The sequence below is a fragment of the Ruminococcus sp. genome (assembly GCF_019417665.1).
Classification (GTDB): Bacteria; Bacillota; Clostridia; order Oscillospirales; family Ruminococcaceae; genus Ruminococcus_C.
Genome location: NZ_DXUU01000004.1, coordinates 65,982 through 80,784 on the forward strand (window position 1 = coordinate 65,982; position 14,803 = coordinate 80,784).

A 14,803-nucleotide genomic window follows, 5' to 3' on the forward strand; every position below is an offset into this window, starting at 1 on the left:
AAAACAACACCGTTGACGCCAATGACGCTTATTACATCCTGCTGTACTACGCAAAGAAATCTGTGGGTCAGGAAGTTTCCTGGGCGGAACTTTTCAACTGAACCCCTGTTTCATAAAGATCCCAAACCGGAGCGACACTGACCGTTCCGGTTTTTTGCTGTCCATCTGCAAGAAATGGTGCATTCCTGCATAGAATAAAGACAGATCATCAGAACAGGAGGCATTCTCTATGTGTGGAATCACCGGCATGGTGCATATGGAACAGGATTTGCGGAAACAAGAGACATTGCTGCGGCAAATGCAGACAACGTTAAACCGACGGGGTCCCGATCAGGAGGGCATTTTTCTGGAGGAACACTGCGCATTGGCGCATACACGTCTTGCAGTCATTGACGTGGAACATGGCAGACAGCCTATGGAAACTACCGTCAGCGGCGAGACCTATACCATCGTCTACAACGGCGAGCTGTACAATACTCCGGAATTGCGTGGGCAGCTGGAACGGGAAGGTGTACAGTTCCAGACCCATTGCGACACCGAAGTGATCTTGCAATCTTACGCCAACTGGGGGCCTCGGTGCGTGGAACAATTCAACGGCATTTTTGCCTTTGCCATCTGGGAACACCACGCCCAGCGGCTCTTTCTGGCGAGAGACCGCATCGGCGTAAAACCGCTGTTTTATGCGGAAATTCCGGGTGGTCTGGTGTTTGGCTCTGAAATCAAGGCACTTCTGAAACATCCAGACGTGCCCCACGAGATCGACAAGACCGGTATTTCTGAGCTGCTCCTTATGGGACCGGGACGCACGCCGGGTTATGGTGTATTCCGCACAGTGCGGGAGGTGAAGCCGGCGCATTGCGGCTATTATATGCAGGGTACACTGCATCTGCACCCTTACTGGGAACTCCACGCCGCTGTCCATACGGAATCCTTTTCTCAGACGGCGGAGCATGTCCGGGAGCTTGTCACCGATGCTGTCCGGCGGCAGCTGGTGTCCGATGTACCCATCGGTACGTTCCTTTCCGGTGGATTGGATTCCAGTCTGCTTTCGTCACTGGCGTGCCGGGAACTGCATAGCCGTGGGGAAGAACTGCATACCTTTTCCGTGGACTATCGGGACAATGACCGTTATTTTCAAAAAAGCCACTTCCAGCCTACCAGCGACCCTACCTATATCCGCTGTATGGAACGATATCTGGGCAGTCAGCACCACTGGACGGTGTTGGATACGCCGGCGCTGGCGGAGGCACTTTCTGCGGCAGTGGAGGCAAGAGATCTGCCGGGCATGGTGGATGTGGACAGCTCGCTGCTGCTGTTCTGCCGGGAGATACGTCAGGAAGTTACCGTTGCCCTTTCCGGGGAATGCGCAGACGAATTGTTCGGAGGGTATCCCTGGTATCGTGACCCAGATGTGCGCCGTGTGAATGGTTTCCCCTGGGCGCAGAGCACCGCCTATCGCAGTCAGTTTCTGCGCCCGGAGTTTGCGGCGGAGATCGACGCCCAGCAATATGTGCAGGATGCCTATGAACGTACCATTGCTTCGGCGGAAAAGTTGCCGGACGATTCGCCTCTGGAGGCACGGATGCGGGAGATGATGAAGATGAACCTGGATTGGTTTATGCAGACGCTGCTGGATCGGAAAGACCGCATGAGCATGTACAGCGCATTGGAGGTGCGTGTACCCTTCTGCGATTATCGTATTGCGGAGTATCTGTATAATGTGCCCTGGGAGTATAAGGACTGGAATGGCTATGAGAAGGGCTTGCTGCGGACTGCCATGCAGGATGCCCTGCCCCCGGAGGTGCTCTGGCGGAAGAAAAGCCCATACCCCAAGACCCACAACCCCAGCTATCTGGCAGCGGTGTCCCATATGCTGGAAGAGGTGGTGCGTGATCCCCAGTCTCCGGTATTACAGCTGGTGCGCAAGGATATGCTGGGGCATCTGCTGGAGAGCGAGGAGTCGGTGCAGTGGTATGGCCAGCTCATGACACGGCCGCAGATTATGGCGTATTTTGTGCAGATGAATGATTGGATGCTGCGATATCAGGTGAAGATTGTATGAATAAACGGTGCGCATTCTTTTGGGGTGCGCACCATTTTTGTGAAAATTTCTGCAATGAGATTGCAATTGTTCTGGATTTATGGTATAATATGAAAAATACGTCCGAAAAAAGGAGGATTCAAAAGATGAGGATGTGGAAAAAGATTTGTGCGGTGATGACGGCAGGGACGATTTGTGCCATGAGTTTACCGTGGACGGTCAGTGCGAAGGATTATACTTATGGTGATTTGACGTATACCGTGTTCGAGGGTGGAACTGTGGAGATCACGGACTGCAATGAAAGTGCGACGGAAGTAGAGATCCCGGCGGAGATTGATGGGATGGCGGTGACCAGTATTGGGAAGGAAACGTTTTCTGAGTGTACCAGTTTGACTGATATCACGATTCCGGACAGCGTGACTAGCATTGGATGGAGTGCGTTTTCTGGTTGCACCAGTTTGACTGAGATTACCATTCCGGATAGTGTGACAAGCATTGCAGGGCGTACATTTTTGGGGTGTAACAGTTTGACCCAGATTACCATTCTGGATAGTGTGACAATCATTGGAAGCTATGCGTTTACTGGTTGCACCAGTTTGACTGAGATTACCATTCCGGATAGTATGATCAGCATTGAACATGGTGCGTTTGGTAGTTGTACCAGTTTGACTGAGGTTATTATTCCAGATAGCGTGATCGGTATTGGATGGAGTGCGTTTGGTAATTGTACCAGTTTAACTGATGTTTATTACAGCGGTACAGAAGAAGAGTGGAATGCAATTGAATTATTTACTTCAGGAAATGACTATCTCCTGAACGCTACCATTCACTTCAACAGTACATCATTCGAAATCACCCCGTCCACCGGCGACATCGACGGCGACAACACAGTTGACGCAAACGATGCTTACTTCTGCCTCCTCGCCTATGCGAAAATGTCTGTGGGCAGCAGATCCGGTCTGACCGATGCACAAATTCAGGCGGCAGATGTGAACGACGACGGAACAGTCGATGCCAATGACGCTTACTATATCCTGCTGTACTACGCAAAGAAATCTGTGGGTCAGGATGTTTCCTGGGCTGAACTCCTCGGCTGAATCAGAACAAACTCATAAAAATAACCCCATGTGCAATCTGAACTGCACACGGGGTTTTTGTTTTGCTTGTAATTACGACGGCTGCTCTGCTTCGATCATGGGACGGTTCAGAATCTGCATGAACTCGTCTCCGGTGATGGTCTCGTGCTCGTAGAGATATTTTGCGATCTCGTGGAGCTTTCCCTGATTCGACTGGAGCATCTGCATGGCACGGTCGTACTGGGTCTGAATGATTTCCGTGACCTTCTTGTCGATCTTCGTCTGGGTCTCCATGGAACAGGTGAGACTTGCGTCACCGCCCAGATACTGGCTCTGTACCGTTTCCATTGCCACCATGCCGAATTCTTCGCTCATACCGAAGCGGCTCACCATAGAGCGTGCCAGCTTCGTTGCCTGTTCAATGTCGTTGGAGGCACCGGTTGTGATCTCGTGGAATATCAATTCCTCTGCGGCACGTCCGCCGGTAAGAGTGGCGATCTTGTTTTCCATTTCCGTTTTTGTCATGAGGAAATGCTCGCCCTCGTCCACCTGCATGGTATATCCCAGTGCGCCGGATGTCCGGGGAATAATGGTGATCTTCTGTACCGGTGCGGACTGGGACTGCATTGCTGCAACCAGGGCATGTCCTACCTCGTGGTAGGAAACGGTGAGTTTCTCCTTGTTGGAGAGTACCCGGTTTTTCTTCTGATATCCGGCAATGACCACTTCCACGCTCTCCATGAGATCTTCCTGTGTGGCACAGGATCTTCCCAGCCGGACGGCACGCAGTGCAGCTTCGTTAATGATATTCGCAAGCTCCGCACCGGATGCGCCGGCGGCTGTTCGGGCAATGGCAGAAAAGTCCACATTGCCGGCCAGCTTGATTTTCTTCGCATGGACTTTTAAAATGTCAATGCGCCCCTGGAGATCGGGCAGCTCTACGGGGATCCGCCGGTCAAATCGTCCCGGACGCAGCAGCGCCGGATCCAGAGACTCCGGACGGTTGGTGGCGGCAAGAATGACAACGCCCTTGGAACCGTCGAAACCGTCCATTTCCGTGAGCAGCTGGTTCAGGGTCTGTTCCCGTTCATCGTTGCCGCCCATCTGTCCGCCGTCACGCTTTTTGCCGATGGTGTCGATCTCGTCGATAAAGACGATACATGGCGCTTTTTCGTTTGCCTGCTTGAACAGGTCACGAACCTTTGCCGCACCCATGCCGACGAACATCTCTACGAATTCCGAACCGGAAATGGAGAAAAAGGGTACGCTTGCTTCACCGGCAACTGCCTTTGCCAATAAAGTTTTACCAGTTCCGGGAGGGCCTACCAGCAGTGCACCTTTCGGCATGGATGCGCCGATCTCCTTGTAGCGTTCCGGTTTGTGAAGATAGTCCACGATCTCGGCGAGCAGTTCCTTGGCCTCTTCTTCACCGGCGACATCCTGGAATTTAATACCTGTGGTGGACTTCACATAGACTTTGGCGTTGCTCTTGCCCATGCCGAACATCATGGAACCATCGCCGCCGCCCATGCGCTCTGTCATTTTCTTGCTGAAGAAGCGGAATATCAAGAGCATCAGGGCGATGGGCAGAACATAGCTGACCAAAATGTAAAGCAGAGGATTGGTGCCGCTGTCGATCTCTGACTTGAATTCCGCACCAGATTTGTAAAGGCGGTCGATGAGATCCGGATCATTCAAGGTGCCAGTGCGGTAAATATGTTTTTCGTCCTTATCTGTAAAGGTAATCTGGTTGGATTCGATTTGTACAGAACCGATCTCCTTATCTTCTGTCATGCTGATAAAAGTGTCATAACCAACTTCTTCTATCTTGCGGTTGAACAGATTCGGAAATACAAACGCCTGTAATAGCATAAATACGCAGAGGGCGATGATCCAGTAGGAGATCAATGGCTTCCGTGGTTTCTTTTGTTCTTCCATATACACGCTCCTGTAGAACGGTGCAGCAAAGCACCGAATGGCAATAGCCTATGATAATACATCATATCATATAAATTTGTCGAACGCAAGCGTTCTGTGTGAAAGTTTGATGATAAATTCAACTGGAGTAAATTCAACTGGTGCGCTGGATTTTCATAGATGGAACTGCTGTGCTTTCCAAAGCCGCTCTTGACAGTCATTTCAAAGAATGCTATAATGAAGAAAATAAAAACAACATCGGAACAGCCGTTCGGTATAATGCCCTTCGGCGGCAAGAAACGGAGGAAACAACATGGCAAAGGCAAAGAAAGAAAAAACACCATCCGAACCGGGCGGCACAAGATCCGGGAAGAAACCCGGCGGCGGTGCTGTCATTGGGTCGGTTCTACTGTTTATTTTGACATGTATTCTGGGAATTTTCTTCTTGTGCAGTATGACAATGCACACGGCATTGACCCAGGGCAGTCTTTCGAAGGCACTTTCTAAAGTAGATCTATCCCAGGCGGAGATCACAGAGGGCGGCAAGACTCAGAAGCTGGGTACGTGGATATACGACTGGTATCTGTGGGATGCACCCAATCTATCCCAGGAGTATGCCGAAACAGTCATGGCACAGCCGGAGGTCAATGAATTTTTCTGTGATTATCTGCACGAGCTGAGTGCCTATCTCAACAAGAAGACCGATACCCTGCCGGAACTGGATGTGAATGACATTGCAGATCTGATGCAGGTGGATCTGGCGACACGGATGCAGAAAGAGACCGGCGTGACCTTTGCAGAAGCGGATCGTCAGTCGATCCAATGGAGCATGGGCGATGATATTGCAGACTGGAACGAGAATCTTCAGGAGAAAATCGGTTCTGGTTTCGGGAAATTTTTCGTGCGGTTTTCCTGCACCATGTCAGGTGTGATCACCTTTGGTGTTTACCCAGTTGTTTGCTTTATTCTGTGGCTGTTTCTGGCGATCAAAGGGCACTGGCGCAAGGGCAGATTCCTTACAGGCTATGGCTGTGCAGTTGCCATTCCCAGTTTGCTTGTGCTGGCAGTCAGCGGTATTCTGCTGTTGCTGGTGAATGTGTTTGACATGATCCCAGCGCTATCTTTTGCAGCAGATGGACTTCCCACGCTGCTGCTGCCGGCGGTATGGTCCAGTCTGACAGTTGCACTTTGTGGCATGATCGTGGCATCCATCGGGATCTGCACCAATGCTGTTGTTAAGGCAAAGCGGAAAAAGGCAAAGATTGCGGAAATGCAGCCGGCAGCACCTGCAGCTGCGGCAGAACCAGAACCGACTCCGGAATTTGTCTACACCGAGGCACCGGAAACCAAGGCAGAAACCTCTGCTTCTGAGCCAACCGTGCAGCTCTGTCCTCACTGCGGTGTACAGAATGAACTAGGCAGTAAGTTCTGCGGCTCTTGCGGTCAGAAAATGTAAGGTCACACATACATAAGCATAAAAACAAAACCGGAACGATCGGTGTGGTCGTTCCGGTTTTTTGTGTTATTGTGGTTTTATCTCAGGACTTCCTCCCAAGTCACATCTTGTCCCACAGACTTTTTGGCGTAATACACCAGGATATAGTAGGCATCATTTGCAGTAACACTGCTGTCGTTGTCTATGTCTGCTGCTTTTATTTGTGCATCTGTTAGCCCGGAATCCTGGTTCACGGACATTTTTGCGTAGGCGAGGAGACAGAGGTAAGCGTCGTTGGCATCAATGATGGTGTTGCTGTCAGTATCCCCCAGAAGATAGCCCTCTTGTACTGTGCCGTCTGCAAAATGAATGGTGGCACTTGTTAGTGCTTGGTTGCTGTTTGCCACGCTGATGGCATCCCATGTTTCCTTTGTACCATCGTAATAAACATCTGTCAATGCGTTGCAGCCATAAAATGCACATTTTTCCACGCTGGTCACGCTTTTCGGAATGGTAATAGAGGTCAGACTGGCACAGGCATCAAATGTATAATCTTTCAGGCTTGTGATACCGTCCGGAATTGTAATTGTCGTCAGTCTGGTGTTATACGCAAATGCAGTGTCTCCAATGTATGTCACACTGTCCGGGATTTCCACCTTCGTCAGCCGGCGGCAGCCGTTGAATGCATAGTGTCCGATACTTGTTACGCTGTCTGGAATGGAAACATCAGCTAAGTTGCTGCAGGATAAAAAGGCAAAGCTGCCAATATTTGTGACACTGTTTGGGATGGTAACAGCGGTGAGACTTTTGCATCCACTGAATGTAGAATTTTTAATGCTTGTGATACTGCCGGGAATCGTCAATTCTGTGACAAGATTGTCATTGAGATAGAGCTTTTCTGCATAGTATAGGGGGCTGCTGTCATAGGAGCTGATGTTCATTCTGCACCATGCTGCCAGATCTGTAATATATACAGCCTCTAAATTGTCACAGTCGTAAAATGCGCTTGACGAGATTCCTACCACACTGTCAGGAATGGTGACCGTGGTCAGGCTTGTGTTCTTGTAAAAAGCCCTTCCTGCAACGCCCTTTGTTCCATCTTTGAGTGCTGCGTCTGTTACATCGCCATCGCAGCCAATGGCCCATGTATCTGCATATTTGATGCCAGTCTGATTGTTGAGCAAAGGTGTACCCGAAAACGCATCCTCTCCAATGTATGTCACGCTGTCTGGAATGATAACGGAGACTAAACTTTCACAGCCTGCAAATGCAGATTTGCCAATGCTTGTCACGCCGTCTGGAATGACAACAGAAGTCAGATTGGTGCAGTCCTGGAACGCTTCATTTGCAATTCCCCTTGTTCCGGCTTTGAATTCTGCGTCGGTCACATCGGTATCGCAGTCTATCACCCATGTATCTGCATATTTGACGCCAGTTTGCTCATTTAATAAGGGCGTATTCTTAAACGCATTCCTTTCAATTCTTGTGATACTGTCTGGAATGATGACAGAAGTCAGATTGCGGCAATATTCAAATGCCACATTATTAATAGCAGTTACCGCTAATCCGTCGATCTCAGCCGGAACTTCCAATTCTGTTGCATTGGAAATGCATTGTGTAATTGCAATTGTTCCGCTGAACATCACTCCATATTTGAAACCGTCATCCGTTTCCGCACTCGCCGTAATTTTCATCTCTGGCTGAGCCGTCTGTACAACAGGGGCAATACTAATACAAAGCAGACCGGCAGTCAAAGCTGCCATAACACGTTTCCAAAATTTCACTTTCAAAACTCCTTTTTCATAATCTCCAAATTACAGAATTTCTTCCCATGTGACATCTTGTCCCACAGACTTTTTGGCATAATACAGCAGGATATAGTAGGCATCATTTGCAGTAACACTGCTGTCGTTGTCTACGTCTGCTGCTCTCATCTGTGTATCGGTCAGCCCGGTGTCACTGCCTAAGGATTGTTTTGCGTAGGCGAGGAGACAGAGGTAAGCGTCGTTGGCATCAATGATGGTGTCGCAGTCGATGTCACCGGGCTGTATTTCCGGTGCAATGTCGCCGTCACTGCAATGGATCGTGGCATAGGAAAGTGTGCTATTTCCTGTATCTGAAATGGAAATTGTATGCCATTGATCTATCGTTCCGGCGTAGTATACATTCGTTAGCTTTTTGCAGCCGTTGAATGCATTCGATTCGATCTGGACAATGCTGTCCGACAAGGTCAGGCTGGTGAGATTGGACGCTGCAAATGCATTGCTGCTGATTCCAGTTACAGGCACTCCCATCAGTTCTGCGGGGATTTCCGTTTCTGTTATATCAGCATCACATCCGCTTACGACAAATGCATTGTTTTCTACCTGCTGATAAGAAACGCCATAGTGTATCGCTGCATTCTCCAATGCTTCATTTTCGCTATACAGCGTGATTTTTTCCCATTGGTCTGCGCTGCCGTTGTAGTAAATATCCGTCAGGGCAGCACATCCTGTGAACGCACGCTGCCCGATGAGCGTTACCGTATCTGGAAGAACGACTTCCTTGAGATTCTCACAACCGTAAAATGCCCCTTTCATAATGCTTTCGGTCTTCACCGGGACAATGAAATATTCCAGAGCCGTACAGTTATACAGCATCTCCGAGGGAATTTTCGTCACACTATCGGGAATAGAGAGCCGTGTCAGAGAAGTGCAGCCTCGGAATGCGCTTTCGCCAATTGTGTTAACGCCTTGCGGCAAAACAACTTCTGTCAATCCGATGCAATTCTGAAAGGCGCTTTTCCCGATGTAGACAATGCCTGTAGACATGGTGATCTGTGTCAAACTGGTACAATCCTGAAAAGCGCTGTTCCCAATACTGGTCACACACTGAGGCAGTACCATCTCTGCCAAACCGGTACAGCCTGAAAATGCACTTTCCTGAATGACAGTAACACTCTCTGGTATGGTAATGCCGGTCAGTGCTGTACACTCGTAAAATGCTCGAGGTCCGATTTTTATAACGTCTGCTGGAAGCACCACTTCGCCGGAACAGGTGGTGCCGTCAATCACTACGCTATTGAGGATGACCAGGGGACTTTCTGTACGCTTCATTTCCAGCCAGGCAGTTCCATCAAATACCTGATCGCCAAAATTCGTCAGCGTTTCGGGCATATTGATATCTGTCAAACTGGTACAATTCTCAAATGCGAAATTTCCGATACTTGTTACGCTGTTGGGAATGGTAATGCTGGTCAGCTGGTTGCAATTGTAAAAGGTAAGAAAATTTATGCTTGTGAGGGCTTTCGGCAGGATAATGCTGGTCAGATCTTCACAATGGCGGAATGCACTCCCGGCGATTTCTGTGACACTGTCCGGAATGACAAGGGAGGTAAAATCGCAGGAGCAAAAAGCGTCTGAACCGATATAGGTCAGGGTTCCCGGCAGATTGATCTCTGCTACGCTTGTGGCACGGAAGAGATCGTCTTCAATTCTCGTCAGATTTGCTGGAAGTGTGACATTTGTCAGGCGCAGGCATTCTGCAAATGCAGATTCTTCTATGCTTGTGACGGTGTCCGGAATGACGATTTCTGTCATGCTGGTGCAGTCGTAAAATGCAGAAGCGCCGATGCTCTCCAGACTCTCTGGCAGGATCACATTTCCCAGATCTTCATGAAAATAAAATGCTGCGTGCCCGATTCTTTTCAGACCCTCTGGTAGAACGATACTGGTCAGATCCCGATCAAATGCTCCGGCTGCAATGGTTTTTATGCCGATTCCCGCCGGAACAACCACATCACCCTGCTGTTCACTCTCCAGTAAGAAGCCATCCACCACCACGAAGCCGTCTACAGCCGCCGCCTCTGCCGCTGTTAGAAAAGGGGTGTTGGCAAAGGCATTGGCTTGGATGTCCAGAATGCTGTCGGGAATGGTCACATCCGTCAGATTGGTACAATCCTGAAATGCACCGCCAGAAATCCCTGTCACGGGAACACCGTTGATCTCGCTGGGAATCTCCACAGAAGTCACCGAAGCATCACAGCCGGTGATCCAGATATGCGTACCTGTGCCGGGTTCCAAATTTACGGCATCGTCTGAAAAATATTCATCAAAGTTGAAAATATCGTATGTGTCGTGATGAAGATAAGTTGCACTTGCAGTGAGCTCTGTCTCCGGCAAAATCGTCTGTATTACCGAAACACTGCCAACACAGAGTAATCCGGCAGTCACTGCTGCTATAGCACGTTTCCAAAATTTCATTTTCAAAACTCCTTTTTCATAATCTCCAAATTACAGAATTTCTTCCCATGTGACATCTTGTCCCACAGACTTTTTGGCATAATACAGCAGAATATAGTAGGCATCATTTGCAGTAATGCTGCCGTCACCGTCTACATCTGCTGCTTTCACTTGTGCATCTGTCAGCCCAGAATCCTGGTTCAAGGAAATTTTTGCATAGGCGAGGAGACAGAAATAGGCGTCATCTGCATCGATGGTGTTATCGCCGTCAATGTCACCAGACTGTATTTCCGGTATAATATCACCGTCACTGCAATGGATGGTCGCATAGGAGAGCGATTCGTTTCCTTCTTCAGAAATGGCAATCGTCTGCCACTGTGCTATAGTTCCCGTATAGTAGACATCGGAAAGACTGGAACATGCGGAAAATGCAAGTGCATCAATGCTGGTCACACTGTTCGGAATCGTGATTACCTCTAGCGCAGTACAATTGGAAAAGGTGCTGCGCTGAATGGTGGTGACGCTGTCCGGAATGACAAGCAGCTTTATCAAATTGCAATCCGCAAATGCGCTTTCTGCAATGCTTGTTACCGGAACGCCATAAGCCTTTTCCGGAATTGTCACTTGAGTGGCGTTTTTGGCACAGGAAACGACTTCTGCTGTACCATCATCCAAAATCCGATAAGTCAGAATGATGTCGCCGTCACTGCAATGAATGGTCGCAGCGAAGAGCGGCTCATTTCCTTCCTCTGCAATGGTAATCGTCTGCCACTGTGCCATAGTTCCGGCATAGTAGACGTCGGAAAGACTGGTACATGCGGAAAATGCAGATGCATCAATGCTGGTCACACTGTCCGGGATCGTGATTTCTGCCAACTCAGTACAATTGAAAAAGGTATTGGATTGGATGGCAGTGATGCCATCTGGAATGACAAGCCGCTCTATCAAATTGCAATCTGCAAATGCGCTTTTTGCAATGCTTGTTACCGGAACACCATAAGCCTTTTCTGGAATTGTCACTTGATCAGCATCTTTGGCACAGGAAACCACTTCAGCTGTATCATCTTCCAAAATCCGATAAGTCAGATTATAATGTATATTTGCGTTTAAAAGCGGTTCCTCACTTTTTACACTCCATGTCCTTTCATTCCACGAAGCTTCTGAGCCACCATAATACACGTCTGTCAGATTATCACACGCCTCAAATGCATTATCGCCAATATTGGTCAAAGTTGCAGGAAGAGTAATGGTAGTCAGTGCAGTGCAGTTAGAAAATGCATTGTACTCAATACGTGTCACACCGTCTGGAATGACGATTTCCGTTAAGCTGAAACAGTTTTGAAAAAAGCCATGAATATCAGAAGAAAGCAATTCCGTAATTTGATTTGAAAGTGTTACCGATTGTAGTTCAGAGCAACCGTAAAACATACCGAGGCCAACTTCTGTTACGCTGTCTGGGATGGCAATTGCAGTGAGACTTGTACAGCAGGCAAATGCTCTATTTCCAATACTCGTCACACTGTCTGGTATGGTGATGGAAGTCAATTTATAGCATTCATAAAATGCGAGGTTATCGATACTCGTCACATTGTCCGGAATGGTGATGGAGGTCAGGTTATAGCATCCAAAAAACATAGCCTCATGAATACTTGTCACATTGTTTGGTATGGTGATAGAGGTCAGGCTGGTACACGATTCAAATGCACTGCGTCCAATACTTGTCACACTGTTTGGGATGGTAATAGAGGTCAGATTATCGCAGCCTTTAAATGCAGAGCTTCCAACGCTTGAAATGCCTTCTGGAATGATATAAGTGCTTGATTTCTCGTTGGGGTAAGAAATCAGTTCTGTTTGATCTTTATTGAATAGTACACCATCTATACAGCAATAAGAAGTATTGTTATCTGATACACTGAAAGAAGTCAGGCTGGTGCAGTGACAAAATGCACCGTTTCCAATGGTTGTTACACTGTCTGGAATGGTGATAGAGGCCAGACTGGTACAATCTTCAAATGCCCCGCCACCAATGCTTGTTACATTGTCTGGTATAGAGATGGAAGCCAAGCGATAGCATTCAAAAAACGCATAATTATCAATACTCGTCACACTGTTTGGTATGTCGATAGAAATCAGATTGGTACATGCTTCAAACGCATCGTGTCCAATGCTTGTTACACCGTCTGGAATAATAATGGAGGTCAGTTTGTCGCACGAATAAAACGCTTTATATCCAATGCTTGTCACCGCTATCCCGTCAATCTCTGCAGGAATTTCTACTTCCGCAGCCGTTTCATCACAATCCGTAATCTCAATTGTCCCGTCATCCAATACAGAATACGACAAATCCCCATAAGTATACTCGTCTGCGCTTGTCGCAATCTCTACTTCAGGTAAAACTGTCTGCATTACTGGAACACTTCCCACGCAGAGCAGCCCGGCAGTCACTGCTGCCATAACACGTTTCCAAAATTTCATATAGAAAAACCTCCAAATCTTAATATAGCAATATTATACCACTTTGTCCTAGAAAAGACAAGATTATGACCAGAATTCATCTCTTTTCTTCTTTCGCATCTTTTTCCAGCACGGCAAATGCCTGGCGCAGATTTCGAACTCCAGCAATTTTGATTTGGTATGTACCGCCTTTTAACTCATGTAGGCACTGCTGCGGCACAATACACCGGGTGAAGCCCATGCGCTCCGCCTCCAGTACACGCCGCCGGATGTGAGATATCCCACGGACTTCGCCGCCTAAGCCCACTTCGCCGAATGCCACGGTTTTTTCGGAGATGGGCTTGTCCACCAGAGAGGAAAACAGGCACAGTGCTACCGCCAGATCGCCGGCAGGTTCATCCAGCTTGAAGCCGCCTACCACGTTCAAATACACATCTAATGTGCCGTAAAACAGCCCCAGATGCTTTTCTAGTACTGCAATGAGAATGATCATGCGGCTGTAATCGAATCCCTGAGTCTGCCGCCGTGGTGCGGAAAAACCGCTCTTTGTGGCAAGTACCTGAATTTCCGCCAAAATGGGACGAGAACCCTCTAACATGCAGGTGACGCAGGTGCCGGAAACGTTTTGGGGTCTGCCGTCCAGCAGCATTGCCGAGGGATTGGGTACTTCGTGGAGACCGCTGTCCTGCATTTCAAAGACACCCACTTCATTGGTAGAGCCGTAGCGGTTTTTCACTGCCCGGAGCATCCGGTAGGACAAGTTTCGTTCGCCTTCGAAGTACAGCACTGTATCTACAATGTGTTCCATGACCTTCGGTCCGGCAATGGCACCGTCCTTGTTCACATGCCCCACGATCCAGATGGGGATATCCAGCTGCTTCGCTGTATGCATAAACAGATTGGTGCACTCCCGCACCTGGGTGAGGCTGCCTGGGCTGGAGGAGATTTCTTCCATGTGCATGGTCTGGATGGAGTCGATAATGACAATATCCGGCTTGCAGGATGCAATGGTATCGCAGATGCTCTGGGCATCTGTGACGGTCAGCAGGTACAGGTTTTCTGTGGTAACACTCAGCCGTTGGGCACGAAGTTTGATCTGCTTGGCGGATTCTTCCCCGGAGACATACAGCACCGAGTGCTCTTCGCCGAAATACTGGCAGATTTGCAGGAGCAGAGTACTTTTACCGATACCCGGCTCGCCGCCCAGCAGGACAATGGAACCTCGTACCAGACCGCCGCCCAGCACACGATCCAGTTCACTTACGCCGGTATGATAGCGCACATCGGCAGAGGTGTCCACTTCCTGGAGCTCCTGAATGCGGTCGGTCAGGTCTACCGGTTTCCGCCGGGCATTGCCTGTGCCGGAGGGAACGGGCAGGGGAACATCTTCTTCCAGGGTATTCCATGCGCCGCAGGATGGACACTTGCCGTTCCATTTGGCGCTTTCATAGCCGCACTCGGTGCAGCGGTAGATGGTTTTGGGTTTTGGCATGGTTTATCTCTCCTATTTTGATTCATGTTGCGTCAAAAGTTCAATATGAAGCTGGCGGATGATATCCGCCCTGCAAAGTCTCACTATGATTATACCATATCAAGCCCTTGCTTTCAACTGCACAGATGCAAAAAATGCCGTACCGTTTTCCAACGATACAGCAATTTT

The 14,803-nt window shown here is 48.8% G+C and carries 8 protein-coding genes; 3 read left to right on the plus strand and 5 right to left on the minus strand.

Annotated elements, in window-relative coordinates:
• Nucleotides 1-229 precede the first annotated feature (229 nt).
• Nucleotides 230-2,062, plus strand: coding sequence for an asparagine synthase (glutamine-hydrolyzing) (gene asnB / locus QZ375_RS02125; protein ID WP_295214531.1), 1,833 nt, complete (start codon nt 230-232; stop codon nt 2,060-2,062).
• Between the two features lie 125 nt (nt 2,063-2,187).
• The gene (locus QZ375_RS02130; RefSeq protein ID WP_295214535.1) at nt 2,188-3,138 is read left to right on the plus strand and encodes a leucine-rich repeat protein; all 951 of its coding nucleotides are present in this window, start codon (nt 2,188-2,190) and stop codon (nt 3,136-3,138) included.
• A gap of 72 nt (nt 3,139-3,210) precedes the next feature.
• Here the strand turns inward: QZ375_RS02130 and ftsH are convergent, their stop codons facing one another.
• On the minus strand, nt 3,211-5,055 hold the full coding sequence (ftsH, locus tag QZ375_RS02135; RefSeq protein ID WP_295214538.1) for an ATP-dependent zinc metalloprotease FtsH: 1,845 nt from the start codon (nt 5,053-5,055) through the stop codon (nt 3,211-3,213).
• A gap of 292 nt (nt 5,056-5,347) precedes the next feature.
• Between ftsH and QZ375_RS02140 the strand changes: the two genes are divergently transcribed.
• Nucleotides 5,348-6,490 carry a zinc ribbon domain-containing protein gene (locus QZ375_RS02140; protein WP_295214542.1) on the plus strand — a complete coding sequence of 381 codons (1,143 nt, stop codon included), beginning with the start codon at nt 5,348-5,350 and terminating at the stop codon, nt 6,488-6,490.
• 77 nt (nt 6,491-6,567) lie between these two features.
• Here the strand turns inward: QZ375_RS02140 and QZ375_RS02145 are convergent, their stop codons facing one another.
• The 4 genes from QZ375_RS02145 to radA form a co-directional block, all read right to left on the minus strand.
• Entirely contained in the window at nt 6,568-8,253 is a 1,686-nt protein-coding gene (locus QZ375_RS02145; protein WP_295214545.1) for a leucine-rich repeat protein, read from the minus strand.
• 30 nt (nt 8,254-8,283) lie between these two features.
• The gene (locus QZ375_RS02150) at nt 8,284-10,710 is read right to left on the minus strand and encodes a leucine-rich repeat protein (RefSeq protein ID WP_295214548.1); all 2,427 of its coding nucleotides are present in this window, start codon (nt 10,708-10,710) and stop codon (nt 8,284-8,286) included.
• Nucleotides 10,711-10,740: 30 nt separating this feature from the next.
• Nucleotides 10,741-13,164 (minus strand): leucine-rich repeat protein, encoded by a 2,424-nt coding sequence (locus QZ375_RS02155; protein ID WP_295214551.1) that lies wholly within the window; start codon nt 13,162-13,164, stop codon nt 10,741-10,743.
• Between the two features lie 76 nt (nt 13,165-13,240).
• Nucleotides 13,241-14,635: a DNA repair protein RadA gene (radA, locus tag QZ375_RS02160; RefSeq protein WP_295214554.1), complete on the minus strand. Its 1,395-nt coding sequence runs from the start codon at nt 14,633-14,635 to the stop codon at nt 13,241-13,243.
• Nucleotides 14,636-14,803: the final 168 nt, after the last annotated feature.

Coding starts and splice junctions, on each gene's coding strand:
- QZ375_RS02155 (WP_295214551.1), bottom strand. CDS start 13,164: ATGAAATTTTGGAAACGTGTTATGGCAGCAGTGACTGCCGGGCTGCTC.
- asnB (WP_295214531.1), top strand. CDS start 230: ATGTGTGGAATCACCGGCATGGTGCATATGGAACAGGATTTGCGGAAA.
- ftsH (WP_295214538.1), bottom strand. CDS start 5,055: ATGGAAGAACAAAAGAAACCACGGAAGCCATTGATCTCCTACTGGATC.
- QZ375_RS02150 (WP_295214548.1), bottom strand. CDS start 10,710: ATGAAATTTTGGAAACGTGCTATAGCAGCAGTGACTGCCGGATTACTC.
- radA (WP_295214554.1), bottom strand. CDS start 14,635: ATGCCAAAACCCAAAACCATCTACCGCTGCACCGAGTGCGGCTATGAA.
- QZ375_RS02130 (WP_295214535.1), top strand. CDS start 2,188: ATGAGGATGTGGAAAAAGATTTGTGCGGTGATGACGGCAGGGACGATT.
- QZ375_RS02140 (WP_295214542.1), top strand. CDS start 5,348: ATGGCAAAGGCAAAGAAAGAAAAAACACCATCCGAACCGGGCGGCACA.